This is a genomic window from Anabaena sp. PCC 7938 (assembly GCF_049315035.1).
Classification (GTDB): Bacteria; Cyanobacteriota; Cyanobacteriia; order Cyanobacteriales; family Nostocaceae; genus Anabaena; species Anabaena cylindrica.
The window spans coordinates 222,035-246,880 of sequence record NZ_CP186034.1 but is presented as its reverse complement, the minus strand read 5'-3'; the positions used below and the strand labels follow the sequence as shown (position 1 = coordinate 246,880).

General features: G+C 36.4%; 24 protein-coding genes and 1 riboswitch. Of the genes, 16 read left to right on the top strand and 8 right to left on the bottom strand.

Annotated elements, in window-relative coordinates; all coding sequences use genetic code 11:
- Window positions 1-9 precede the first annotated feature (9 nt).
- The 6 genes from ACOWPH_RS01215 (at window position 10) to ACOWPH_RS01190 (ending at window position 8,360) form a co-directional block, all read left to right on the top strand.
- Entirely contained in the window at window positions 10-1,053 is a 1,044-nt protein-coding gene (locus tag ACOWPH_RS01215; RefSeq protein ID WP_015213603.1) for an ATP-grasp domain-containing protein, read from the top strand.
- Window positions 1,050-1,955: an NAD-dependent epimerase/dehydratase family protein gene (locus ACOWPH_RS01210; protein ID WP_015213602.1), complete on the top strand. Its 906-nt coding sequence runs from the start codon at window positions 1,050-1,052 to the stop codon at window positions 1,953-1,955. Before ACOWPH_RS01215 ends, ACOWPH_RS01210 begins: the two co-directional genes overlap by 4 nt.
- Window position 1,956: 1 nt before the next feature.
- Window positions 1,957-2,676: a metallophosphoesterase family protein gene (locus ACOWPH_RS01205; protein WP_015213601.1), complete on the top strand. Its 720-nt coding sequence runs from the start codon at window positions 1,957-1,959 to the stop codon at window positions 2,674-2,676.
- Window positions 2,677-2,743: 67 nt separating this feature from the next.
- Window positions 2,744-3,703, top strand: coding sequence for an SDR family NAD(P)-dependent oxidoreductase (locus tag ACOWPH_RS01200; RefSeq protein ID WP_015213600.1), 960 nt, complete (start codon window positions 2,744-2,746; stop codon window positions 3,701-3,703).
- 114 nt (window positions 3,704-3,817) lie between these two features.
- Complete coding sequence (locus tag ACOWPH_RS01195; RefSeq protein ID WP_015213599.1) at window positions 3,818-5,023, top strand: DegT/DnrJ/EryC1/StrS family aminotransferase; 1,206 nt, start codon at window positions 3,818-3,820, stop codon at window positions 5,021-5,023.
- A gap of 37 nt (window positions 5,024-5,060) precedes the next feature.
- Window positions 5,061-8,360 (top strand): glycosyltransferase, encoded by a 3,300-nt coding sequence (locus tag ACOWPH_RS01190; protein WP_015213598.1) that lies wholly within the window; start codon window positions 5,061-5,063, stop codon window positions 8,358-8,360.
- Window positions 8,361-8,457: 97 nt separating this feature from the next.
- On the opposite strand, the gene ACOWPH_RS01185 is transcribed toward ACOWPH_RS01190, so the two are convergent.
- Complete coding sequence (locus tag ACOWPH_RS01185; RefSeq protein ID WP_015213597.1) at window positions 8,458-8,853, bottom strand: tetratricopeptide repeat protein; 396 nt, start codon at window positions 8,851-8,853, stop codon at window positions 8,458-8,460.
- A gap of 641 nt (window positions 8,854-9,494) precedes the next feature.
- On the opposite strand from ACOWPH_RS01185, the gene ACOWPH_RS01180 reads away from it, so the two are divergent.
- Complete coding sequence (locus tag ACOWPH_RS01180; protein ID WP_015213596.1) at window positions 9,495-9,713, top strand: DUF4327 family protein; 219 nt, start codon at window positions 9,495-9,497, stop codon at window positions 9,711-9,713.
- 133 nt (window positions 9,714-9,846) lie between these two features.
- On the top strand, window positions 9,847-10,464 hold the full coding sequence (locus tag ACOWPH_RS01175) for a Uma2 family endonuclease (RefSeq protein ID WP_015213595.1): 618 nt from the start codon (window positions 9,847-9,849) through the stop codon (window positions 10,462-10,464).
- On the opposite strand, the gene ACOWPH_RS01170 is transcribed toward ACOWPH_RS01175, so the two are convergent.
- The 3 genes from ACOWPH_RS01170 to ACOWPH_RS01160 all read right to left on the bottom strand — a co-directional run bounded on the left by ACOWPH_RS01170 (window position 10,450) and on the right by ACOWPH_RS01160 (window position 14,489).
- Window positions 10,450-11,691: an FHA domain-containing serine/threonine-protein kinase gene (locus ACOWPH_RS01170; protein ID WP_015213594.1), complete on the bottom strand. Its 1,242-nt coding sequence runs from the start codon at window positions 11,689-11,691 to the stop codon at window positions 10,450-10,452. The genes ACOWPH_RS01175 and ACOWPH_RS01170 overlap by 15 nt on opposite strands.
- A gap of 94 nt (window positions 11,692-11,785) precedes the next feature.
- On the bottom strand, window positions 11,786-13,714 hold the full coding sequence (locus ACOWPH_RS01165; protein ID WP_015213593.1) for a serine/threonine phosphatase: 1,929 nt from the start codon (window positions 13,712-13,714) through the stop codon (window positions 11,786-11,788).
- Between the two features lie 187 nt (window positions 13,715-13,901).
- A complete protein-coding gene (locus ACOWPH_RS01160; protein WP_015213592.1) occupies window positions 13,902-14,489 on the bottom strand; it encodes an rRNA large subunit pseudouridine synthase E in 588 nt (195 codons plus the stop codon).
- Window positions 14,490-14,554: 65 nt separating this feature from the next.
- On the opposite strand from ACOWPH_RS01160, the gene ACOWPH_RS01155 reads away from it, so the two are divergent.
- Both ACOWPH_RS01155 and ACOWPH_RS01150 read left to right on the top strand, forming a co-directional pair.
- Window positions 14,555-15,442, top strand: a complete 888-nt coding sequence (locus ACOWPH_RS01155) for a phosphodiester glycosidase family protein (protein ID WP_015213591.1) — start codon at window positions 14,555-14,557, stop codon at window positions 15,440-15,442.
- Window positions 15,427-17,064, top strand: coding sequence for an alpha/beta hydrolase (locus tag ACOWPH_RS01150; RefSeq protein ID WP_015213590.1), 1,638 nt, complete (start codon window positions 15,427-15,429; stop codon window positions 17,062-17,064). The genes ACOWPH_RS01155 and ACOWPH_RS01150 overlap by 16 nt, the downstream gene beginning before the upstream one ends.
- Before the next feature lie 176 nt (window positions 17,065-17,240).
- On the opposite strand, the gene ACOWPH_RS01145 is transcribed toward ACOWPH_RS01150, so the two are convergent.
- Window positions 17,241-17,660, bottom strand: a complete 420-nt coding sequence (locus ACOWPH_RS01145; RefSeq protein WP_015213589.1) for a GxxExxY protein — start codon at window positions 17,658-17,660, stop codon at window positions 17,241-17,243.
- Between the two features lie 401 nt (window positions 17,661-18,061).
- On the opposite strand from ACOWPH_RS01145, the gene ACOWPH_RS01140 reads away from it, so the two are divergent.
- The 4 genes from ACOWPH_RS01140 (at window position 18,062) to thiC (ending at window position 21,735) form a co-directional block, all read left to right on the top strand.
- Entirely contained in the window at window positions 18,062-18,316 is a 255-nt protein-coding gene (locus ACOWPH_RS01140; RefSeq protein ID WP_390845807.1) for a DUF2726 domain-containing protein, read from the top strand.
- Window positions 18,317-18,469: 153 nt separating this feature from the next.
- A complete protein-coding gene (locus ACOWPH_RS01135) occupies window positions 18,470-19,741 on the top strand; it encodes an IS4 family transposase (RefSeq protein WP_422665659.1) in 1,272 nt (423 codons plus the stop codon).
- 114 nt (window positions 19,742-19,855) lie between these two features.
- Window positions 19,856-20,140 (top strand): DUF2726 domain-containing protein, encoded by a 285-nt coding sequence (locus tag ACOWPH_RS01130; RefSeq protein WP_244887740.1) that lies wholly within the window; start codon window positions 19,856-19,858, stop codon window positions 20,138-20,140.
- Window positions 20,141-20,256: 116 nt separating this feature from the next.
- A riboswitch (TPP riboswitch) is annotated at window positions 20,257-20,353 on the top strand.
- Between the two features lie 8 nt (window positions 20,354-20,361).
- The gene (gene thiC, locus ACOWPH_RS01125) at window positions 20,362-21,735 is read left to right on the top strand and encodes a phosphomethylpyrimidine synthase (RefSeq protein ID WP_015213588.1); all 1,374 of its coding nucleotides are present in this window, start codon (window positions 20,362-20,364) and stop codon (window positions 21,733-21,735) included.
- 89 nt (window positions 21,736-21,824) lie between these two features.
- Here the strand turns inward: thiC and ACOWPH_RS01120 are convergent, their stop codons facing one another.
- From ACOWPH_RS01120 to ACOWPH_RS01110, 3 genes are read right to left on the bottom strand one after another with little or no spacing between them, the layout of a single operon-like run.
- A complete protein-coding gene (locus ACOWPH_RS01120) occupies window positions 21,825-21,983 on the bottom strand; it encodes a putative toxin-antitoxin system toxin component, PIN family (RefSeq protein WP_242043120.1) in 159 nt (52 codons plus the stop codon).
- Window positions 21,976-22,242: a putative toxin-antitoxin system toxin component, PIN family gene (locus tag ACOWPH_RS01115; RefSeq protein ID WP_242043121.1), complete on the bottom strand. Its 267-nt coding sequence runs from the start codon at window positions 22,240-22,242 to the stop codon at window positions 21,976-21,978. Before ACOWPH_RS01115 ends, ACOWPH_RS01120 begins: the two co-directional genes overlap by 8 nt.
- A complete protein-coding gene (locus ACOWPH_RS01110) occupies window positions 22,232-22,480 on the bottom strand; it encodes a hypothetical protein (RefSeq protein ID WP_015213587.1) in 249 nt (82 codons plus the stop codon). Before ACOWPH_RS01110 ends, ACOWPH_RS01115 begins: the two co-directional genes overlap by 11 nt.
- Before the next feature lie 178 nt (window positions 22,481-22,658).
- Between ACOWPH_RS01110 and ACOWPH_RS01105 the strand changes: the two genes are divergently transcribed.
- Together ACOWPH_RS01105 and ACOWPH_RS01100 are read left to right on the top strand one after the other, a co-directional pair.
- Entirely contained in the window at window positions 22,659-23,552 is an 894-nt protein-coding gene (locus ACOWPH_RS01105) for a hypothetical protein (RefSeq protein WP_015213586.1), read from the top strand.
- 209 nt (window positions 23,553-23,761) lie between these two features.
- The gene (locus ACOWPH_RS01100) at window positions 23,762-24,832 is read left to right on the top strand and encodes a phosphoribosyltransferase-like protein (RefSeq protein ID WP_015213585.1); all 1,071 of its coding nucleotides are present in this window, start codon (window positions 23,762-23,764) and stop codon (window positions 24,830-24,832) included.
- The last annotated feature ends 14 nt before the right edge of the window (window positions 24,833-24,846 follow it).

Below are 24,846 nucleotides of genomic sequence, written 5' to 3'. Positions count from 1 at the left end.
TGTAAAAACATGAAAAAAAACATATTGGTAACGGCTACTGGTGGTAGAAGTGTGGGTTCAGGAATCCTTCATGCTTTAACAAGAAACTCTCCTGATGTTAGCGAAAGATGGAATGTGGTGGCTGCTGATGCTCATCCTTTTGCTTGGGGCTTGTATCAAACCAATGAACATACTTTGTTACCCTTAGCAAAAGATATAAATTATATAGATTCTCTCAAAACAATAGTAAACCGATTTAAAATAGATGCTATTGTACCTGGATCTGAAGCAGAAACTACGGTGCTTTCAAATAATACTAATCAATTTAAAGACTGTAAGATAGTTTGTAACAGAAGTGATTTAATGTTTTACATGAATGATAAATTTCTACTTGAAAAAAAATTAAAAAAGATGGGAATCCCATATATACCAACCTTTCCTCTAGAAGAATATGAAGCAGCTTTAACACTATTCAATTTTCCCTTTATTGTAAAACCGACTACTGGGACAGGAGGCTCAAAAGGTTTAGAACTCATTGCAACTAGAGAAGAATTAAATAAACTAATTGGATTAATTAACAACAAATCTTTTTTTTGTATCCAACCATATATTGGTGATGCCGACAATGAATATACAGTAGGTATTTTAAATGATAAAGACGGTAATCTTATCGATAGTATTGTTATGAGAAGAAAGTTAATTGGATTATCCTTACTAACAACTAAACAAATACATGATCAAGATTATGCAGTTTCTACAGGGTACTCACAAGGTTTTTTTGTGGAGGACAAAGAGGTAAGTAATTTTTGTGAAAAAATCGCGCTAGAATTTGACAGCAGAGGTCCTTTAAATATACAATTGCGGAAACATAAAGGTGCATTGTATATCTTTGATTTTCATCCTCGGTTTTCAGGTACAACCCCCATGAGAGCCGATGTTGGGTTCAATGAAGTTGATATTCTTTTAAGAAATCACTTATTTGGGGAGAAGTTCTCTCGATTAAATTATCGTACTAACGTCGCAGCTATAAGAGCCTTTGAACACGTTATTATTCCTATAGAAAAAATGTTATGACAAATCAAAGAAAAATTTTTATGACAGGTGCTTCCGGTCTTATTGGGAGCGAATTGGTAAAACAAATTTCTACTTTAGGCTATTCAGTTAATGCAATATATAGAAAAAATATTTCATTACAGCACAAAAATATTAACTGGATTAAAGCAGATTTGTCCGATATTGATGTTGAAAGTATCAAGCCATTTTTAAATGATGTTGATATTTTAATACATAATGCAGCATCAACGATTATTGGGAATACATTAGCTGAAGAAGAACGCATTAGAAAAACTAACATAGACGCTAGTGTAAAACTATTTCAATTAGCAGGTAAAGCAGGTGTTAAAAAAGCTATTTTCACAAGTAGTTTTAGTTTTATTCAAAAACCATTACCTTCAATAATTGTAGAATCTTCTCCTATTAACGCTGTTACACCTTATGGGATGTCTAAACACCTAGGTGAAAATTATCTAAAGGAATATGCAGAAAAATACGGGTTTAAATTCAATATCTTTAGAGTTTCAAGCCCAGTTAGTTTTAACTTGGCATTGATGCCGACTAGTGTAGTAAGAAAATGGATCGAAGAATCCAGAGAAGATAAAATCATAAAAATTTATGGAAAAGGAACTAGAACCCAAGATTTTGTTGCCGTTACTGATATTGCTAAAGCATTTATAAGCTCTATTGAAAATATAGATATATCAGGTACTTTTAATATTGTATCCGGCAACCAGCTATCAATGCTTCATTTAGCCCAATTAATTACAGAAAAATTTGGCAATACCTATGAATTTATAGGCAATGATACTAATGAGAATGATCGTTGGAATATTTCTATAAAAAAAGCTTCTCAACTTTTAGATTATCAACCAGAGTATACTTCAGAAACAGCAATAAAAACTTTACTTCAAAATATATAATATGAAAATTGCAATTATTAGCGATATCCATTCAAATAAATATGCTCTCGAAGCTGTTCTGGAAGATATTTCTGCTAATAATATCAATGAAGTTATTATTTTGGGTGATGTATTTGGTTATTACCCATGGGCATCGGAAACTTATCGTCTTTTATTAAGTAAAAATAATATTTCTGCTATTAAAGGAAATCATGATGAAATTGTTTTAGAGGCCTATGCTAATAATTTGAATAAACATTTAGATTATTACTTAATAGCTAGACAAAATAGAGAAGATCTGCTTATAAACGAACCATCGGCACTTGAATGGTTGTCTCACTTAAAATCAAGTAATACCCTAACGATTGATAATCATAAGATTACTTTATGCCATGGGACTCCTGGCAATAATTTAAATGGACGATATTATCCTGACAATGATATGGTTTATGATTGGTTTCCCAAACACAACGAAATTTTACTTTTAGGACATACTCATTACCCGTTAATCCGTAAAATCCAAAATGGAGGAATTATATTTAATCCAGGTTCAGTTGGTCAACCTAGAGATGGCAATATAGCATCTTCATGGGGAATATGGAATCTAAGCAATAACTTATGGGAATTAAAAAGAACAGTTTACGATACTAAATTTGCAATTGAAGCACTTATAAAGCTAAACTGGAATAAAAGGGCTATCTTAGCATTAAACAAGAATTATTCTGGGCAGTTAAAGTCATAAATTACTCAAAGTCTAAATCCAACATTAACTATGTTGCTAACAATTAAGAGATAAAGCAGATAAAACTATGATCAAAAATAAAGTGTTAATAACTGGTGGTGCAGGATTAGTTGGCTCTCATATTGCCGATCAATTAGTTAAACAAGGAGTTTCAGAAATTGTTATTCTTGATAACTTTGTCAGGGGTAAGAAAGCTAATTTGGAATGGGCAATTGCCAATGGGAATATCAACATTATCGAAGGAGATATTCGAGATCAAAAATTGCTGAACAAAATTATGCCCGGTGTTGATGTTCTTTTTCATCAAGCTGCAATTCGTATTACTCAATGTGCCGAAGATCCAAGATTAGCATTAGAAGTATTGGTTGATGGTACTTATAATGTTTTAGAATCAGCGGTTAAGTCACAAGTTAAGAAAGTTATCGCAGCTTCTTCCGCTTCTGTTCTGGGTATGGCAGAGGAATTTCCTACTACTGAATCTCATCACCCTTATAATAACCGGACTTTTTATGGTGCAGCCAAAACCTTTAATGAGGGTATGTTACGCACATTTAATGAAATGTATGGATTGGATTATGTAGCATTACGCTATTTTAACGTTTATGGTACAAGGATGGATATTTATGGCGTTTATACCGAAGTATTAGTTAGATGGATGGATCGTATTATAGAGGGAAAACCACCGCTTATTTTTGGTAATGGATTACAAACAATGGATTTTATTTCAGTGGAAGATATTGCTAGAGCAAATATTTTAGCTGCTCAAAGTGATATTAGGGATGATGTTTTTAATATTGCTAGTGGGATAGAAACTAGTTTGAATGATTTAGCTTTTAGTCTTTTAAAAGTCATGAAATCTGATCTTAAACCTGAATACGCAGATGAAAGAACAGTTAATCCTGTACAAAAAAGATTGGCTGATACTAGCAAAGCTGAAAGATTACTAGGATTTAAAGCTGAGATTTCTTTAGAAGAAGGTTTAACTCGTTTAGTTGATTGGTGGAAAACAACGAAGAATTTTTTATAACCTATCTAAATTTTAGTTAGGTTTTAAATTCATATTTTTGATTAAAATATACTCTTGCTTTTTCTAAAAAATTCACAGTTATCTTACTCTATTTTCTATCCACAATAATTTATTATGAATGAAAAATCTTATTTTATTCCTATCGCTAAACCTTTTCTAGGTGAAGAAGAAGCCCAAGCAGCAAGTCAAACAATTTTATCAGGATGGGTGACACAAGGTCCACAAGTCAAGGCTTTTGAAGAAGAGTTTGCCGACTATGTAAGTGCAAAATATGCTTGTGCTGTTTCTAGTTGCACTACGGCCTTACATTTGGCTTTATTAGCCGTAGGTGTTCAACATGGTGATGAAGTAATTACAGTATCCCATTCTTACATTGCAACAGCTAATAGCATTCGCTACTGTGGTGCTATTCCCGTATTTGTGGATATTGAACCGGAAACTTATAATATTAATCCTGAATTAATTGAACCTGTAATCAGCGATCGCACTAAAGCAATTTTAATAGTGCATCAAATGGGAATGCCCTGTAGTTTAAAGGCAATTTTAGCTATTGCAAAAAAATATTCTTTACCAGTCATTGAAGATGCTGCTTGTGCGATCGGTAGTGAGATATTATGGCAGGAGAAATGGGAAAAAATTGGTAAACCTCATGGAGATATTGCCTGTTTTTCCTTTCACCCTCGTAAAGTGATTACCACTGGTGACGGTGGAATGCTAACCACTTCTAATCCTGAATGGGATAAAAAGTTCAGATTATGGCGACAACATGGTATGAGTGTACCAGATACCGTGCGTCATGGTTCAAAACAAGTCATTTTTGAAACCTATCCTGTTTTAGGCTATAACTACAGAATGACTGATATTCAAGCAGCAGTCGGACGAGAGCAATTGAAAAAATTACCCAATATAATCTCTCAAAGACGACAACTAGCGGAAAAATATCAAGAATTATTATCTAATATTTCTGGAATAGAACTGCCAACAGAACCATTATGGGCAAAAACTAATTGGCAAAGTTATTGTATTAAATTAGCTGACTATATTAATCAAACAGCGGTAATGCAAAAATTATTAGATCAAGGAATTGCCACACGAAGAGGAATAATGTGCGCTCATAGAGAAGAATCATATCATGATCAACCTTGGCATTGTGGTATAAAGTATAATTCTTGTAACTGTTCTCAATTAGAATGTAAAGCATTAAATATTAGTCAATATGCTCAAGATCACTCTCTTATCTTACCTCTTTTTCCAGAAATGCTGATACAAGAACAACAACAAATATGTGCAAGTATCACACAGATTATACAGACTTTATAAAGCCAAATTCATAGCTGTACAATAAGGAGAAAAAATTATGAAAATAGACTTAATTTATCTCGACTCTTCTTCCTTTCCTTGGAACGTTGGTAAAGGATGGTTGCAAACTTTAGAAAAAATGAAATTATTAGGTCAAGTATTTTCTGTAAATGAATCAAGCTATGAGATTTTATTTCAAAACCTAAAAAAAAGTACAAGTGATATCATAATAATAATAGGAGGAGATCATTATTTACCTTTTCTACATGATCAACCTCAAAAACGAGATTTCTGGCAAAATTTAGAACAGACTACTGTTTGTCTTTGCTGGGAAACTATAATTAATGCTAAATTTCCTAATACGATTGAGAAATCGGCAAGTGCTAGTTTATGTTTTGATTACTTTATTTGCTGTGATGAAAGAGACTTAAGTTTTTTTGAAAATAGAAAAAATGTTTGTTTTTCTCCAGTTTGTGTTGATGAAGATAGTTTTAAAATCAAAACTCCTATTGACCAGCGTCAAAAACAAATGTTTTTCTTTGGACAGATTACAAATTTTAATATTCCTGGTGTATATGACCAAAGAAGAGAATTATTACAGCAGTTATTAGCAGCAAGGGCAGTAGTATTTGTCAATGGATGGATTGAAACTCACAATTCACCAGATGTGTTAGTTAATCTCTACAATAATTTTTATGCAATAATTAACCTGCCTACTAATATGGGAGGTTATACACAAAGAGTTTTTGAAGCAATGTCTTGTGGAACAGCACTATTACAATATAGATTACAATCTCAACCTATATGTAGTAGTTTATTTGTTGAGTATGAAGATTATATTCCCTATGATATTGGCAATTTTCCACAATTACTACATCTTGTTCAAAATCTAAATAATTTATTTGACTTAGAAAAAATAACTAAACAAGCTAGAGAAAAAATCTTAAATTATCATACAATAGAAAAAAGAATCCAGCAAATTATTAAATTTGTACAAGATGGTGAAAAAATTGAAAATCAAATTCTTCCGGAACTAAAAGTTGAAGCAATATCAACTAATTTATCAAAATTCTCCTACGGTCAAACAAAATCAAAAAAATGTAAAATTTGTAATTCAGATTCTCATTACTTCTCTACAGCAAAAATACTTCAGAAATATGATGCTGATTATTTTCAGTGTTCTCACTGTGGTTTTGTACAAACAGAACATCCTTACTGGTTGGATGAGGCTTATTCAGAAGCAATTGCCCCTAGTGATGTAGGTTTAGTGTATCGTAATAATATGATGGCAAATATTACAGCTAAGTTGCTATTTAATTATTTCGATCACGACGCTAAATTTTTAGATTATGGCGGTGGTTATGGTCTTTTTGTCAGGTTGATGAGAGACCAGGGGTTTAATTTTTATTGGCAAGATAAATTTTGTCAAAATCTTTTTGCAACAGGTTTTGAATTAATAGAGACAATTAAATCTGAGTTGTTATTAGTTACAGCATTTGAGTTATTTGAACATTTTACTGATCCCTTGCAAGAATTAGAGGTAATGCTTAAATTAGCTCCTAATATTTTATTTAGTACATCATTATTACCGGACAATAATCCTAAACCTGATGAATGGTGGTATTATACTCCTCATGAAGGTCAACATATTGCTATTTATACAATAAAATCCTTAGAAATATTAGCGAAAAAGTATAACTTAAAGCTATATACAGATGGGTCTTCTTTACATCTATTAACTACAAACAAAAATCTACCCGAAAATTTATTTGATAACATTAAAATAGGTGAATTACTATCATCTCAAAAAGAATCTCTTTTGTATCGTGATTTCAACCAAGTTGTTAGTAAAATACTAACAATAAATAATTCATTAAATGTCGATCAACTAATAAATATTCCTGAAATAAAAACACCTATTATCCTAATTGATGGTGTATTTTTTCAACTCTATAAAACCGGAATTGCTAGAGTTTGGAAATCTCTTTTGGAACAATGGTCAAGCACTGAATTTGCCAACCATATTGTAGTTTTAGATAGGGCTGACACTGCCCCCAAAATTGATGGTATTCGTTATCGGAATATATCTCCCTATAACTATAACAATACTGAAAGTGATCACCAGATGCTTCAGCAGATTTGCGATGAAGAAGCAGCAGAATTATTTATTTCCACCTATTACACCACTCCCATTGATACACCATCTGTATTTATGGCTTATGACATGATACCAGAAGTTTTAGGCGGCAACTTAAATGAACCAATGTGGCTGGAAAAACATCACGCAATCAAACATGCATCTGCCTTTATTTCCATATCAGAAAATACAGCTAAAGACCTAAATACATTTTTCCCAGAGATACCATTAGAATCAATTACCGTTGCTCATTGTGGGGTTTCTTCTCATTTTTCCCCTGCTTCTAACAGTGAAATTAATGCTTTCAAATATAAATACGGCATCAATAAACCATATTTCTTATTAGGTGGATTGGCGGGATATAAAAACACAATTTTATTTTTTCAAGCATTCTCCCAACTTAGTAATAAACACAGTTTTGATATAGTATCTACTGGCGCAGGTAATCAATTATCTTCCGAATGGCGACGGTATACTGCTGGATGTACTTTTCATGGATTGCAGTTAAGTGATGATGAATTAAGACTAGCTTATGCTGGAGCAATAGCATTAGTCTATCCTTCTCAATATGAAGGTTTTGGAATGCCGGTAGCCGAAGCAATGGCCTGTGGTTGTCCTGTAATTACTACTTCTAATGCTTCTTTACCTGAAGTTGGAGGAGAAGCAGTAATTTATGTTAAAGATAATAATATTGAGAGTATGACTAATGCTTTATGTGAAGTACAGAAACCTAGTTTAAGACGCTATTTAATTGAAGCAGGATTGAAACAATCTCAAAAGTTTTCTTGGTCTAAAATGGCCAATATTGTTAGCGATATTTTAATTAGTCAAACTCTTAACCCTTTTAATCTTCGATATATTAATCTCATCATGTTTCCTGACTGGAATCAATCAGAAGATGATTTATATTTGCAACTTGGGGAAGTGATCAGAACCATAGCTACTGATTCTAATGCTCATCAAACAACCTTACTGATATATGTTAGTAATACCGAGCCAGAAACCGCTGATTTAATCTTATCTAGCATCGCTATGAATTTAATGATGGAAGATGAGATAGATATTACTGAAAGTATGCAAATTTCTCTAGTGGTGGAAATCAGTGAAAAACAGTGGAAAATACTTTTACCACATCTGCACAGCAGAATTGTATTAGAAGTAGAAAATCAACAAGCAATCGCTAAATTCCAAGCTGAACAATTACCCAATTTTGAAATATAAATATAACTGATGAGAAATAATTAAGGCTGCCATACTAATTTCTGCGTTAAGATGATTTAAAGATAGTTAGTTGAGTTACTAAATATAGCAGCTAACTCTAGGGATTATCGCTCTCCTTCTTCTTCGCATCCGCCAAAATAGTCTGATAATCCTGCCTGTCAGGATGCTGCTGCACCAATTTCTCCATGAGTGCGATCGCACCTTGCTTATCCCCCGACTGCAACCGGATCATAGATAGTTTCTCCAGCGCTAATTGATTGTTTGGTTCTCGCTGCAAAACCAACTCATAACCTTTTACTTGTTTTTGTAGTTCAGTCTCCACCGATTGTACTGGTGATGGTAGGGGACTTTCCCAAGCCTTTTGTATAGTAGTTACACCCCCAAAAAGCATTGAACCACAAAATGAAACCAGTCCAATATATGTAACAATTCTTTTCTTACGTTCAATCTGCTTACCACGCTTAATCAAATAGTCGTCGCTGGAAATTGCCATGCTTTAAAATTTACTGCGGCAAATACTTAACTAACCGCAATCTTTACTCTCCTAACTCTCAGATTACCCACAACCGCAGGAAAACTATCATCCATAGCTAAAGGCGCAGATCAAATATATAAAGAATTGATAACCACAGGGAAATCCCCAGAAGTTTGCTATCCTATAGACAGTGTTGAAATTCATCTCAAATTCAACACTTGCGAATATTATCATCTGTCAAAAACTGTGAAGTAGCCCGTAAATTATGGGTTTTGCCACCAAAATAAAATTTTCCCATTTCTCTGAAACTGCGCTATCATAGCAATTCTCAGGACTGGTAAATTCTGAAATTGGCTATGGCGATAGCTGCACTCTCTCTGACGGCGCTTAGACTTCTGCGTAAACTCAGTCGAATGCTTGCTTTCCTGGAGGAGTAAGGCGCAGGTATGGCTGTTCAGTACAACTGGTATTCTGTGGTCGTAATTACCGTACAAAACCGAATTTACTAGTAATTGACTAGATTTTGTTATGGTATACTAAAAAAGTTAAGACTTACTTTGCCAAATATAAAGCGCCCTACGCACCAGTAACATTTGCCAACCGGAAAGTAGTTTTAATTTAGGCATTCATCCAAATAAAATCAGTAATACATCGAGTTTATGACTCAGCAAGTAATTCACACTATGGTGAAATTGCAGCGTAACGTGCAATCACTCGTAGAATCGAATATTATCAAGCCAACCGATAGCATCTGGAAAATTGCCTTGCTATATGGTAATGACTGGCAGCATTGGAAACAGGAATTGGAAGACTTTGGCTTTAGTGTACAAGATCCAATTGCTGACCTACTAGCCGTGGAAAATTGGGACGACAACTAAATCGCTAAGTATCTAAAAACTATAAGAGCTATATCTAAGTATTTAAAGCAGTAAGGATATGGCATTATAGTTATTTGGAATACTCGCAACGAGTAAGTCATCAACACAGGTATCTTGACTAAGGCAGTAAATCATGATTCAAGCCTTACCGAAAACCAAGCTAGTAACCTTTGAGGAGTTTATTCAATGGAAACCAGATGGGGAATTCTATGAACTTCACGATGGGGAAATTGTCAAGATGAATCCACCATTGGGAAAACATGAAAGAAGTACCGGGTTTTTAGTAACAAAACTCGTAGTAGAGTTTTACAGACTCAATCTTCCCTACTTTATTCCCAAACAGGCATTAGTTAAACCACCGACAAGCGAATCAGCTTATTCCCCAGATGTTTTGTTGATAGACTCCAGAAACTTGGTCAATGAACCACTTTGGGAAAAAGAATCAACAGTAACTCAAAGTGATTCAGTCCCCTTACTTATAGAAATTGTCAGCACTAATTGGCGAGTAGATTACTATAAAAAATATAGTGACTATGAGGAAATGGGAATTAAAGAATACTGGATAGTAGATTACCAGCCTTTTGGTGCTACTAAATTTGTGAATGACCCCAAACAGCCTACCATATCAGTTTGTTCTCTAGTTGGGGATAATTATGAAATCGACTCATTCAGGGGTGATAACCTCATAATTTCACCTACTTTCCCAGAATTGAACTTAACTACTAACCAGATTTTTCTAGCTGGTAGCTGAGATTAATGCCTTAGCCAATTCTTTGGCACTTTGATAGCGATCGCGTGGTAGACTTTCCGTAACCCGCTCAATCACCTCTCTGAGTTGGGGCGTAATAGTAGGAACACTTCTGACATCAAAGCCAAAAGCCCTTCCTCTTTGACGATAAAACTTCAGAGGATTTTCCCCTGTAAGTAAAAAAATCATTGTTGGTCCGACAGCATATAAGTCTGATTGCGTGAGAGGTTGTCCTCGTTCTTGTTCAGGAGCGCAGTAACCTTCTGCACCAATTCTTGTCCCCGGTGCGGTGCCGGTTTCCTTGACAGCACCAAAATCTAACACCACCACACGATTATTAGCACTCCGCACCATCAAGTTAGCAGGTTTAATATCACGGTGAATTAGTGGCGGTTCTTGACCATGGAGATATTCTAAAATATCACAAGTTTGCACCATCCAAGCGATCGCTTGATTGGGTGTAACAGGCCCAGCATTATATATACGTTTTTCTAAATCTTGTCCATGAATTAATTCCATAGCCAAGTATTTTTTACCATTCTCTACAAAAAAATCGTAATACTTAGGAATTCCCGGATAATTAAGACATTTAAGAGCATTAGCTTCCCGTGCAAATAATTCCTGAGCTTTGGCAATTCTAGCCATATCAGCATTCATTTCCTTTAATACCAACAGTTGCGGTACACCCGTACTTAAACCTGTGGCATCCCAAGCCAAGTAAGTAGTACCCATACCTCCTTGTCCTAGAGTTCGTAAAACCTGATAATGGCGAATTTGCTGTTTAACCGAGAGCGGTTGGCCGCAGTGAACACAAAATAAATTAGCCGGAGAGTTACCTTCATGGGTACAAGCCGCACTGGGGTTTTGAATTTCCTTGTGTATTGGCTGCCAAGGTGAAGCAGTTGGTTCTGGTGTATCTTGAAGTTGGAATTTGAGTAAAGGACCTCCCTGTGCTAATTCCAGAAAAGAATCATCTGGCAGCGTACTTTTATTTATCAAAGTACCATTCAGAAAAGTACCATTTGTGCCTTGACTAATTACCTGCCAAGCATCACCCTTACTACCAGAACTAAATTGCTTAAGTTCCAGATGATACCGTGAAACCAAACTATCATTTAAAACCACGTGATTATCCACCGCTCGACCAATGCGAATCACGGTGGAACCCTCAAAGCACCACTGCTTGAGTGGAGTTTTATGTTGCGTGTCTAATAGGGTCAGAGTAACCACAATACAACCTAAAAGTTAAGAAATTCACAATCACAAATTTTCTCAAATGGAAAATTGACGATAGTTATGGAACTGAAATTGCTAACGAGTTAATTTATGGAAAATTTTGCTGATTGGGGCATACCTTTACCCGAATAAGTATACCTGTAATGTTGTCATGTCCATTGTGTTCGTTGGCTAAATCAATCAAGTCGTTTAGACCTAACTCCAGATTAACGCCAGAACTAAGTAACGGTTCCAGGTGAGTCTGCCAATGATTTTCTAATAAATCATTATCTGATAAACCGTCCGAAGCCAACAGTAGCAGCGTATCTTCACGAATCTCGAAAAAATCTACATGAGGATGGAGAAAATTTGTATCTCGTGGTCCCAAAGCTTGGGTGAGTTGGTAGGCATCTGGACGGGCATAAGCTATGGTAAAATCTACACCTTTGGCAATTTCCCGTTGACCAACTTCGTGATCTACAGTAAGTTGTTCTAATCCGCGCTTACGAGTGACACGATAAAGGCGACTATCTCCCACATGAGCAACTGCTAACTTAGTGTTTTGCATTAACAACATAACCAAGGTAGTACCCATGCGTCCAACACCAGAACGGGCATCTTGTTGATTGAGATTGTAAATCGTCTGATTAGCCAGAAAAACCGCTGCTTGGATAGTTTCTGCCGTTGGTAGTTCCTCAGAAACCCAATTTTGGCGGAGATATTGCCGCACAGTCTTGACTGCCAACTCACTAGCCACTTCACCACTAGCGTGTCCCCCCATGCCATCACACAGAATATATATACCTCGTGCTTGTAAGATACGACTTCTGGGTAATTCCAGTTTTTGCTGGCTGGTTTCAATGCCAAAATAGTCTTCGTTGTGATTGCGTTGACGACCGACATCAGTGCGTCCTGTATTTTCTACACTCTTTAACTGCATGGACAGGATCATGGTTGGTGCGTCTTCGTTTTTATCAATATCCTCCCGATAATTATCTTGCAACATAGTTGGCGAAGTAGTATTATTTGTTGCGGTCGAACTAAAATCAGCTGGGGAAGGTGGTTCTAGTTCTGTAGCTATATCTTGTAAACGCGATCGCAACTCTTCCAAAGTTTCAATCTTACCGACTTCTAAATCCTCCAAGATTTGCATAGCCGAACCCAACTGGGTGCGTTGGGACTCCCTACATATAGCGTGCCAAACCCGTCCCAAAGCCTTGATAGTTAAAGACTCTTCCTCATCTGGTGACAAATTACCCCCAGGTATTTCCAGATACAACCGTTGTAATCCCAGCGTCTGATCTTCATCCAGTCGCAGATTCGATAACTCCAACAAACTTTGGCGACAATTCACCCGTTCCAGTATCCCCCACAGTTGAATCATTTGATAACACCAGTGTAAAATCTGTAACGGATTGGTTTCCTGATCTTGCCAGGCATCTATTAACAACTGCCAATGAGAACGGTCTTCAATTAAAACAACCTGGATATTATCTTGCTGCCAAGCATCGTGAATTAGTGGTATTCCCGGTGGACGATCCGGTTGCAATGTCACATAAGCTTGAGCCAAAGGAGGAATGCCAATGACACTTACTGAAGGTACAATCAACCCCTGGGGTCCATTATCTAACACTGCCTCAATAGGTGAGATCTGATAAGGTTGGCAATCTAAAACCCTGACTTTAACCTCAGTGTTGGCAGCAAAAACCTCTGGACTTGGTAATGGTTCCAATAATTGATAACGTTGCCCCCTGTCTAAAAACGAGCCTACCGCAAATTGTGGCTGAGAGCTTGTACTTCCCTGATGTTGTGTTAATTTACCATCTTCAACTTCTGAAACAGCAACAGATGTTTCTTGGGTAATAATTGCCCACCAAATTGTGCCGCATTCAGCACCACAGTTTTGGCAGTATTGCATATCTAAAAGCACATCTGCGCTACATTGATGACAAGTCCTGTGAATTAAGGACGTGCCACATTTTTGACAGAACTTATTGTCATTAGGGTTTTCAAATTCGCAGTGAGGGCAAATCAGCATATTGGAAATTCCTCGATTTTCCTTCTAAGATGCTTTTAGCAACTAATATCCAAAGTGCCACAATTGACAATTAGCTGACCCTGAAGGCTGTGGATTCACTAGGGAATATTAGTAGCAGTATCAATTGTAATAGCCAACAGATATTCTCAGGAATAATTCTGGATTACCATCGTAGTTTTGCAAAGTGTTAAAACCGAAATTTTTTCAGGTCTTGTATTTCTGAGGGTGTGAGGTCGCGCCATTCACCTAGTTGTAGACTATTTAATTGTAGCTGGGCAATACTCACCCTGATCAATCGTAAAGTAGGAAACCCTACCGCAGCAGTCATACGTCGCACCTGACGGTTTTTCCCTTCCGTGAGAGTCATTTCTAGCCAAGCTGTAGGAATATTTTTTCTAAATCTAATCGGGGGGTTACGCTCATTGACCGCAGGTGCTTCTAAAAATAGCTTAACTTGCGCAGGTCGAGTCCGATAATTTTGAATCTCTACCCCTGTGCATAACTTATTGATAGCCTCAGCATCAGGAATGCGTTCTACTTGTACCCAGTAAGTACGTTTATGTCCAAACTGCGGGTTAGAGAGACGATGCTGTAAATTTCCATCATTGGTTAACAAGAGTAAACCTTCACTATCCCAATCTAAACGCCCCACAGCATAAACATCAGGAACATCAATATAGTCTTTCAGCGTAATGTGTTGGGGAGATTCCTGAGTAAATTGGCTGAGAACTCCATAGGGTTTATGAAAAATAATATACTTAAAGTCATTGGTCATTGGTCATTGGTCAAAACCTAATTTGCCATCATCAACTACAAATTACAACTTACGAATTACGAATTATGCCAATTTCTAAAATGGATCGCAGGTCTTTTTTATTTCTGGGGGGTGCTACCTTAGCTCAAGGACTCACACTGGCATTACCTACCACCGCCCAAACTGTACAAGTAAAGAAAAGCAAAGTCAACGGTATTCCTTTCTATCAAACTATTGTAGACCTCACTGACCCCAACACTTTCATGACCATTGGTTTGGCAAATAATGCAACTTTAGCTAACACCATGCAGAAAACCAGCGGTGATGAAGATTTTAACAACATGGTTGCCCGTTCTCGTGCAACTGTCGTTGCTAATGGTACATTTTTTGCCAAAAATGCCCAAAAAACAGTTATGGGTAATATGGTGGCAGGAGGCAAATTTCTCAAATACAGTCAGTGGGAAAACTTTGGTACTACATTGGGTTTGGGTATTGGGAATAAACCCGAAATGGTGACAGCACGAGTTGACGGAAAACCAGAATGGAATCAACATTGGTTTTCTATCACCTGTGGTCCTAGACTGTTGCGAAAAGGTCAAATTTGGCTGAACCCAACGATTGAGGGTTTTAAAGATCCTGCGGTTTTAGGTACTGGTGCAAGGACAGCAATTGGTTTTTCTAAAGATGGTACAAAGCTGTTTTTGGTTAATTTTGAAATTAATCTCAATTTACAGCAAGAAGCCCAAGCAATGAAAGTCATAGGCTGCTATGAAGCGATGAATTTAGATGGGGGAGCATCGAGAGCTTTAGCAACTAATGGTAAAATTTTAGTCCCAGCGGGGAGGAAGCTAACAAATGTTATTGTAGTTTATGATGCTAGTAATCCAGCGCCCACTCATTTCAAACAGGCGTGGGAAAGATTTCAAAAAAGTGGCGTATCCGGTAAAGGTGGAGTTGAATGGCTTATCTCATAACTAAACGGATTGTTTGGACTAAATTAGTTTGTGGGTTTTTTGGTATAGGTTTATTACCTGCACTAACTGCTTATCCTGTTTTAGGTGCAGAGCGATTAACCCTTTCTGTCGGCATTTTAGAAGAATCTATACCGATTTATTCACTAGAAAAATATGCCAAAACAGGCGAAATAGATGATGATTTAGCCGTGTATACTAAGTATGCCAATAAAACACAACTAACTCGACTGCGAACAGTTTTAGTAACTCCTATTCCCTTGAATATAGTAAATATTTCGCAATTTTTTTATACATCAATTGGTGAGAGATTATTAGAAAGATTGGGAGAAGTTATTCAAACAGAATCTCGTTTATCAGGATTCTATGCAATTAGAGCAGCACTCATTTTAGCAGCGGCAGAGCCAAATAATTTGACGCTTTTAAATATATTACGCAAATTTCCCGCCAGATCAATCTCAATTAATTTAGACCGCAGCTTAGAAATTGCAGCAACATTACAGGATTTAGTAAATAAAACCCAAAATGCAGTAGCACTAATTAATCAACAATCCCAACTAAAATCAACCCCATCTAATTTGACTTCTGGACTTTCAGCAGATATCAAAACACCAGGAAAATTTACTTGGCAAAAGCAAACTATCACACTTAATGACCAATCTCGCAACCGCACTTTTCCTGCCGATATCTATTTACCTAATGTTTCAAATCCGCGTTCAATTGTTGTCATCTCCCACGGACTTGGTTCTGATAGAAGTAGTTTTGCTTACCTCGCTGAACATCTTGCTCAATCAGGCTTTGTAGTTGCTGTTCCAGAGCATCCTGGTAGTAGTTCAGAACAATTGCAAGCTCTATTAGCAGGAAAATCACAGACAGTAACTAGCCCCAGAGAGTTTATTGATAGGCCGTTAGATGTGAAGTATTTATTAGACGAACTAACTCGGTTATCTCAAAATAACCCAGTATTTCAAGGGCGTTTAAATCTACAACAAATAGGAGTTATCGGACAATCTTTTGGTGGCTATACAGCTTTAGCATTAGCAGGGGCAAGGATTAATTTTGAGCAATTAAAAAAAGATTGCCCATATATAAACAATACACTAAATCTTTCCCTCTTACTTCAATGTTTAGCGATAAATCTACCAAATACAGAATATAATTTATTCGACCCAAGAGTTAAAGCAATAATTGCAATTAACCCTGTTAACAGTAGTATTATGGGGTCAGCTAGTCTCAGCCAAATTAAAATTCCAGTGATGATGATATCTGGCAGTGCAGATACCATTGCTCCAGCTTTACCAGAACAAATTATACCCTTTACCTGGTTAACAACACCAAATAAGTATTTAATGCTGATCAATAGTGGCACACACTTTTCTACTATTGCAGAATCACCGAATACAGTTGTGCCTGTTCCTACACAGGTAATTGGTTTATATCCCGCATTGGCACGTAGCTATGTCAAAGCTTTAAGTGTTCCTTTCTTGCAAACCTATATAGCTGAACAGCAGAGTTACCTGCCCTACTTAAGTGCAGATTACGTTAATACTATTAGTCAGCAACCGCTACCATTGAGTTTAGTTAAATCTCTGACGCTAGAGGAACTTCAAGAAGCATTTAAATAATTCATAATTCGTAATTCGTAATTCGTAATTCGTAATTCGTAATTCGTAATTCGTAATTCGTAATTCGTAATTCGTAATTAAAAAGAGCGATATCGCACTCCAGTACAATAATATTTATCTAGAATGTTAACCCCGATGAACAAACCACAGAGGCACGGAGGACACAGAGGGAAGAGTTAAAGGATGATGCGTTTGATGCCGTCTTTGAGAAGGGGAACGTTAAAGTTGATGAGAAGACCTAAAGAAAGGTTAGTGATTTTAAGGTAGGACAAAAGTTGAGCTTCATGAATGGGTGCTAGGTTTTGTACAGCTTTTAATTCCACAACTAAAAAGTCTGCAACTAAAAAATCCAATCTACCTCTACCTACATCATGTCCTTTATATGTCAAACTTATTGATTTTTCAATTTCATGATGTATACCCCGAATCATAAATTCAACAACCAGTGCCTCCTTATACACTTCCTCCAAAAAACCAGGACCCAAAACCCGGTGTACCTCAATTGCAGCCCCAATAACCTCCCCCGTAAGCTCATTCATATCCTGCCCCAAATCTCTTACCTCTGTGTCCTCTGTGCCTCTGTGGTTCGTATTCATCACATAATCCTTGCTTGTTTTCAGGATATTGGTATTCTCGTAACACATTTCATATTTTTTTACAAAAGTCAATAGTTTAATCCATAGATTTTTCGCGTAAAGTCATTCTTTCGGCACAATTTATTCTTATGGATTTGTTTCAATCCCTTATTCCTAATTGCTTTCAGGCGTTGGTAGTTTTTACATGGTTTTTATAAAAACAACGAAATTACGTGGTTTTTTATTGATTTCTGTCACTGGCACGATTTAATTTAATATTGCCTTCAATTAATTATTTTGCTATTTTTTAGTTGTTGATATTAAAAGGAATTTAGAACGAATATTATTTGATGCTTATTTATTCCTCCAAAATACCAAACTTCCGCTAACCATTGTGCAAAAATTATAATGAAGAAAAACTAATGTCTGTAAAACCTAAAAGACTCGTTAACCCTTACGAAGAAAGAATGCTAGAGTTTCTGCAAACCTGTTTAGATGATAATTATAAAATTCATACACAGGTAAGCTTATGCCAATTTTGTGAATTAGGTAGCAGCCTTGATAGTAAGCTCAGAAACTTCTTCTTTAGCTCCAGCGTAGACGCTCTCATCACAAACAAAGACTATAAACCGAATGGCACTAAGAAAAGAGATCAAAAATCTCGAATCACGCTCTAGCAATAGATTTGAAAGAATCAAATAGAGAAGTGCTATTCAGTATATTGAAGAGATAGGTAAAAAGAGATACTAAAAAAATACTGTAGAAAACGTCTCTTAGAGTCTGAGAAACTAAACCAGACCATAAGAGACAACAAAAAGATTAGCTACAGTATGCCAAATCGAGTGAAAATTCTCAAGGAAAAATTTAGTCAAAGTGTGGGATTACCCTTTGCAGAATTACTACCGGAATCGGTAATTAATGAGAGTATTCAAGAATTAAATCTAAAATATCACCAAAGAATATTTTCACCAGTAGTAAGGATATGGGCATTTTTATCGCAAGTGCTGGATGTAGATAAAAGTTGCCAAAATATAGTGAGTAGAGTAATAGCATGGTTGAGTACGACAGGAGCAGAATTGCCATCAACAAATACAAGTGCATATTGTCAAGCCAGAGAAAGATTACCAGAGAAATTATTGTCAAAATTATTTTCTAAAATAGGAATGGGGTTAGAGGAAAAAGTATCGCAGCAACAGTTGTGGTGTGGTAGGTCAGTGAAAATAATTGATGGTTCCACTGTGTCAATGCCAGATACAAAAAGTTTGCAGGAAGAGTATCCACAGCAGAAAAGCCAGAAACAGGGGTGCGGTTTTCCGGTAGCGAAAATATGCGTGTTATTTTCACTGGCTACAGGTGCAGCATGGGAAGTAGTAATAGATAAATTAAATGTACACGATATCAAACTAGGAAGAAATTTATATAAATTTTTGAATCCAGGAGATGTGCTGTTAGGAGATAGAGCCTTTTGCGCTTATGGGGATATCTTTTGTTTAAAAAATCAAGGATGCGATGTAGTTTGTCGGAAGAATCAAAAGCGTAAAAGTCACCCGGTGGAAGGAGAGATTACCAATGCATCAGACAGACAAGTAATTTGGTACAAACCGAAAACTAGACCTGCGGGAATGAGTCTAGAAGACTACAGGAGTTTACCAAAAAGTTTAGTTGTCAGAGAAGTGACATATTCGATAAATATCCCTGGTTTTCGCACAGAAAATGTGACGCTAATTACGACTTTATTAGATACAAATACATATTCTCTAGAAAAACTGGCGGAACTCTATGGTTTACGCTGGCAAGTTGAGTTGGATTTAAGGCATCTTAAAACCACTCTAAATATGGATATTTTGAGATGTAAATCTCCAGCAATGATTCGCAAAGAAATCTATGTATTTTTGTTAGCATACAACCTATTGCGAAGTTTGATGTGGAATGCTGGAAATCTTTATGGAGTTAATCCTCTATCTCTTTCTCTACAACGCTCTCGGCAGATGTTTATTAACTTTATTCCTACATTTTTATTTGGTACAATCCAAATACCTTCGTCACTATTATTTGACTTTACTAAAACTGCTGGTTCATCAGTCCTTACCCTTTCGACCTAATCGCATTGAACCCAGAGTTCAAAAACGCCGTCCTAAAGCTTATCCCTTTATGCAAAAACCTCGGAAATTACTCCGAAGGACACTAATTAAAGACAATTTATCTGTCTTTTCTTAGTGCCATTCGACTATAAACCTTGTTTAGTTGTAGAATTTCAATCTACCTATCATGATTCTCATGACGCACGAGAACGTGATCATAAAAAATTACATTTACTAAAATTAGCAGGAGTTCCCCTACTTTATTCAAGAATTAAAGACTTTGGATTATTACATCTTTACTCACAAAATGAAGACGTAATATTGAATTTATTCACAGGCGAAAAACGAGAAAATGCCAAATCCTTAATTAGAAACTATTGCGAACCAACTAATTTGGCTAATGTTCTTGCCATAGTTTAGTAAATAATACATCTTCTTTGCGCCTTTGCGTCTTTGCGTGAAAAAAATATTTATCTAAATTCCGAAACTACAGATTAAACGCCCCTCCGCCAACCACAACGAAAATGCTACAATCTAGACCATGCTAGGGGTGCTTGAGAAACCAAGCTGAGATCAAACCCTTAACACCTGAGTCTGGGTAATACCAGCGGAGGGAAGCTGTTTATTTGAGGAATTTCATAATGCGTACAGAATGGGTAGCCAAGCGACGTGGACAAGCTAACGTATCGCAAATGCATTACGCCCGTCAGGGTGTGATCACCGAAGAAATGCAATACGTAGCCAAGCGGGAAAACCTGCCGGCTGAACTAATCCGCGCAGAAGTGGCACGGGGAAGAATGATTATCCCTGCGAATATTAATCACACTAACTTAGAACCGATGGCCATCGGTATCGCTTCTAAGTGCAAAGTTAACGCCAATATCGGCGCTTCTCCCAACTCTTCCAACCTGCAAGAAGAAGTTGATAAACTCAACCTGGCGGTAAAATACGGCGCTGATACCGTGATGGACTTGTCTACAGGTGGCGGTAATTTAGATGAAATTCGTACCGCAATTATCAACGCTTCACCTGTTCCCATTGGCACAGTTCCAGTTTATCAAGCTTTAGAAAGCGTTCACGGCACAATTGAAAATCTCACTGCTAACGATTTTCTCCACATCATCGAAAAGCACGCCCAGCAAGGGGTAGACTATCAAACTATCCATGCAGGAATTTTGATAGAACATTTACCTTTAGTCAGAAACCGGATTACAGGTATTGTCTCTCGCGGTGGCGGAATTTTGGCGCGGTGGATGTTGCATCACCACAAACAAAACCCCCTATATACCCATTTCAACGACATCATTGAGATTTTTAAAAGATATGATGTTTCTTTCAGTTTAGGCGACTCCCTGCGCCCAGGATGTACCCATGATGCCTCAGATGAAGCGCAATTAGCGGAACTGAAAACCCTGGGAAATCTCACCCGTAAAGCGTGGGAACATGATGTTCAAGTCATGGTGGAAGGTCCCGGCCATGTTCCTATGGATCAAATTGAGTTCAACGTCCGCAAGCAAATGGAAGAGTGTTCGGAAGCACCTTTCTATGTTCTCGGTCCTTTGGTAACAGATATTGCTCCTGGTTACGACCATATTACCTCAGCGATTGGCGCAGCTATGGCGGGTTGGTATGGAACGGCGATGTTGTGTTATGTAACTCCTAAAGAACATTTAGGTTTACCTAATGCTGAAGATGTGCGTAATGGCTTAATTGCTTATAAAATTGCGGCTCATGCGGCGGATATTGCTAGACATCGTCCAGGTGCTAGAGATAGAGATGATGAACTTTCTAAAGCTCGTTATAATTTCGATTGGAATCGTCAATTTGAGTTGTCTTTAGACCCAGAAAGAGCGAAGGAATATCACGACGAAACTTTACCAGCAGATATCTATAAAACGGCTGAGTTTTGTTCGATGTGTGGGCCTAAGTTCTGTCCAATGCAGACTAAGGTTGATGCTGATGCTTTGACTGAGTTGGAGAAATTTTTGGCAAAAGAACCTGTAGCGCAGGTTTAAGTATTAAACAACAAGATCCCCGGCTTCTTTAAGAAATCGGGGATCTGAGGACATCAATATTAAACTATAAAAATCTATAAGTGAACAAATTAAATTTCATCCAAAAATTTCTGAACCGATAAAATATCAATCTGTTTAAATGGGTGAAGAATCAGCAAATCTTCATCACCCGTAATAATACATTGAGCTTTGCCACTAACAGCTAATTCTAGGTATTTATTATCTTTAGGATCTCGACATTCATTCATTAATTTGTTCAGTAACATTAATAAACTCGATAGTTTCTACTAAATTATCTATTAATTCCCTCCGTCTTTCTAAGGTAATATAACGGTCGAATTTGGGTCTTGATAGAACTTCTTGTAACTCTGAAAAAACAGCAGCACTTAACAAGATAATACCTATGTCTTGAGCTTTCTCTAATGCTTGATGTGGTTTACTTTGACTAAATAAAAATGCACTTACAAAAACATTTGTATCAAATACAAATCGGCGTTTATTTATCATCTTGCAAAATAGATTCTAAAATTTCAGGAGTTAAACCATTAGCTTGAGCTTCTTGACTAGCTTTATCCATTGTGTTTCTAAGTTTCTGAAGTGCTTCTTTGCTATTTTTTAATAAATTTGACTCCATAATTAATGCTAACTTTAGCTGAATTTGTTCCTGTTCTTCCTTGGTGCTGCGGCGATAAGCTGCGGCAATATTTGATGGTACTTTGATGATTATTTCTTCTATCATATTCATATTTTCACCATGTTTAGTCTTTCTATGTGACAATTATAATCTAATTTTTGAATTGCTGCTGATTTTTGTAAATTAGTTTAATTTTTGGGTGTAAACTACTTTCCAAGCTATGCTTTCGGTAGTAACATAATTATTATATAATATTTTTTATGTTTAATGTAATTTTTGATATAATCAAGTGACTCGACAATCTCATGATCAATTCGCTAAAGAATATCTAGAGGAATTATTAACACCTCTAGGAACAATTAAAAAAAGCGAAAAGGTTAAAAGTGAAGTTCAAGAAATTGATGTTTGGTTTGAACCCTCTCCTATTCCACCTCAAGAGAATCTACCTTTAGGTTTATTAGGTAAGATGGCAAAAACTCAATGTTTATTTGAGCCTTTTCGCAACCCACCATCGGAAATAGAATTTCGTAGTTGTTTACTTAAATTATATGCTGTTCATGGCGATGTAGTCAGGAAAGCGAAACGCGAAAACAGAAATATTGCAGAATCAGAATTACCGATTTTATGGATTTTAATACCAACTTTTTCATCTCGGATGATTACCGGATTAGGTGCAACTGAGATTACAGAAGATTGGGTTCAAGGTGTTTATTTTCTGCCGAATATCCTGACAACAGCAATAGTTGTGATTCATCAATTACCAGAAAAGGAGGATACGTTATGGTTGAGAGTTTTGGGGAAAGGAGGAACACAAAAAAGAGCAGTGGAGGAGTTAACTAAACTACCAGAGAACAACCCTTTTCGAGAGAATTTGTTAGAAATTTTAGCGGACTGGCGCAAGAATTTAGAATTGAGAGATAATTTAAGTAGGGAAGAAGAGGAAGTAATTATGAACTTATCACCGGCTTATTTACAACAAATAGAAGACTGGAAGCAAGAAGGACAAGTTTATTTGATAACTTCTCTTCTGGAAGGGCGTTTTGGTAGTTTGGATGCTGAGTTATCTGGTTTGGTGGAAAAGATTGCTAATATTCCTATTTCTGAACGCACTCAGTTACTTCTTTCTTTGGGTAATTTATCCCGTGAGGAATTGTTGCAAAGATTGAGTAATGAGGCAGTTTAGGGTATTATATTTTTTGGCAGTTTGAGGAGATTTCCCAAACTGCTGATTTTTGTTTGATTTAGATAAAGCTTGATGCTGATGCTTTGACTGAGTTGAAGAAGTTTTTGACGAAAGAACCTGTAGTGCCAGGTTAATAGTAATTAACTGGGTATTATCCACCCATTTATCTTAAATTAATAGTAAAGTTGTAAACTCAAAACTTCTATATTATGTCCAACCAGCGTCAAATTCTTCTTAATTCTATAGCAACGACAATTGCCGATTATAGACAAGGTGAAATTGCTGTTATTGATCCAAACCACGTAGACAAATGGGTGAGGCAGTTTGATCAATTTGGCTTTGATGAAAATACTCAGCAGGCTATTCTTGAGCAAATGGATCGTATTCTCAAGAATTACTACATTTCTCATAGTATAGCTCAAGATTTCATTACCAAGGTTTTGACTTCTGAAAAACTTTTTGGATCTAAGCATGCTGATATAATACGCAAGGTTCATTTTTTACAAATTCAAACTAAAGGAAATAGTCAAAATGATCTACTAAATCTCACTGATCAATGTTTACAGAATTTGTATGGTCTTAATCTTGAAGATTGCGGCAAATTACCAGTCATATATATTTATTTAGACGATTGCTTATATTCTGGAAATACAGTAAGGCGTGATATTGAGTCCTGGTTGCCTAATGCTATTGAAGGAACAACATTACATTTAATATTTTTTGGATTTTATACTAGTGGATATGAATATTCAAAAAAAATAATTGAAGAAAAAGGTAAAGTAAAGAATATTACAGTAAAATTTTGGCGACTACATGAATTTCATAATGATCGTTGGAAATCATCAAAGTTTGACTGCTTTTGGACAAAGGAATCTTCTGAAGGTACTAAGGATGAATTAGTGAATAAATTTGTTCAAGAAGTAAATGAAGATCGCAAGAAAACAGGCAAATCACTACCATCTTTATTTCGTCCTAATAATGTACCAAGTGAAGACAACATATTTTCTTCACCTACTGATCGTGAAGTTATTGAGTCTGCGTTTCTAAAAGCTGGTGCGTACATTGTCTCATTGCCAAAAAATCTGAATTCAAGTATGCGACCATTAGGGTATGACTATCTTAAGTCACTGGGATTTGGCGCAATTTTTGTAACATATCGTAATATTGCTAATAACTGCCCGTTGGCATTATGGTGGGGTGATCCTAATAAAGCTTATCCACTAAATGCGTGGTATCCCCTGTTTCCTAGAATAGTTAATGAACATTACTCCAATCCCTGAATAGGAGAAATTTA

Excerpts from the sequence above, each read along its gene's own strand:
- ACOWPH_RS01215 (WP_015213603.1), top strand. The coding sequence starts at position 10 with ATGAAAAAAAACATATTGGTAACGGCTACTGGTGGTAGAAGTGTGGGT.
- ACOWPH_RS01210 (WP_015213602.1), top strand. The coding sequence starts at position 1,050 with ATGACAAATCAAAGAAAAATTTTTATGACAGGTGCTTCCGGTCTTATT.
- ACOWPH_RS01205 (WP_015213601.1), top strand. The coding sequence starts at position 1,957 with ATGAAAATTGCAATTATTAGCGATATCCATTCAAATAAATATGCTCTC.
- ACOWPH_RS01200 (WP_015213600.1), top strand. The coding sequence starts at position 2,744 with ATGATCAAAAATAAAGTGTTAATAACTGGTGGTGCAGGATTAGTTGGC.
- ACOWPH_RS01195 (WP_015213599.1), top strand. The coding sequence starts at position 3,818 with ATGAATGAAAAATCTTATTTTATTCCTATCGCTAAACCTTTTCTAGGT.
- ACOWPH_RS01190 (WP_015213598.1), top strand. The coding sequence starts at position 5,061 with ATGAAAATAGACTTAATTTATCTCGACTCTTCTTCCTTTCCTTGGAAC.
- ACOWPH_RS01185 (WP_015213597.1), bottom strand. The coding sequence starts at position 8,853 with ATGGCAATTTCCAGCGACGACTATTTGATTAAGCGTGGTAAGCAGATT.
- ACOWPH_RS01180 (WP_015213596.1), top strand. The coding sequence starts at position 9,495 with ATGACTCAGCAAGTAATTCACACTATGGTGAAATTGCAGCGTAACGTG.
- ACOWPH_RS01175 (WP_015213595.1), top strand. The coding sequence starts at position 9,847 with ATGATTCAAGCCTTACCGAAAACCAAGCTAGTAACCTTTGAGGAGTTT.
- ACOWPH_RS01165 (WP_015213593.1), bottom strand. The coding sequence starts at position 13,714 with ATGCTGATTTGCCCTCACTGCGAATTTGAAAACCCTAATGACAATAAG.
- ACOWPH_RS01160 (WP_015213592.1), bottom strand. The coding sequence starts at position 14,489 with ATGACCAATGACTTTAAGTATATTATTTTTCATAAACCCTATGGAGTT.
- ACOWPH_RS01155 (WP_015213591.1), top strand. The coding sequence starts at position 14,555 with ATGCCAATTTCTAAAATGGATCGCAGGTCTTTTTTATTTCTGGGGGGT.
- ACOWPH_RS01150 (WP_015213590.1), top strand. The coding sequence starts at position 15,427 with ATGGCTTATCTCATAACTAAACGGATTGTTTGGACTAAATTAGTTTGT.
- ACOWPH_RS01145 (WP_015213589.1), bottom strand. The coding sequence starts at position 17,660 with ATGAATACGAACCACAGAGGCACAGAGGACACAGAGGTAAGAGATTTG.
- ACOWPH_RS01140 (WP_390845807.1), top strand. The coding sequence starts at position 18,062 with ATGTCTGTAAAACCTAAAAGACTCGTTAACCCTTACGAAGAAAGAATG.
- ACOWPH_RS01135 (WP_422665659.1), top strand. The coding sequence starts at position 18,470 with ATGCCAAATCGAGTGAAAATTCTCAAGGAAAAATTTAGTCAAAGTGTG.
- thiC (WP_015213588.1), top strand. The coding sequence starts at position 20,362 with ATGCGTACAGAATGGGTAGCCAAGCGACGTGGACAAGCTAACGTATCG.
- ACOWPH_RS01120 (WP_242043120.1), bottom strand. The coding sequence starts at position 21,983 with ATGAATGAATGTCGAGATCCTAAAGATAATAAATACCTAGAATTAGCT.
- ACOWPH_RS01115 (WP_242043121.1), bottom strand. The coding sequence starts at position 22,242 with ATGATAAATAAACGCCGATTTGTATTTGATACAAATGTTTTTGTAAGT.
- ACOWPH_RS01110 (WP_015213587.1), bottom strand. The coding sequence starts at position 22,480 with ATGAATATGATAGAAGAAATAATCATCAAAGTACCATCAAATATTGCC.
- ACOWPH_RS01100 (WP_015213585.1), top strand. The coding sequence starts at position 23,762 with ATGTCCAACCAGCGTCAAATTCTTCTTAATTCTATAGCAACGACAATT.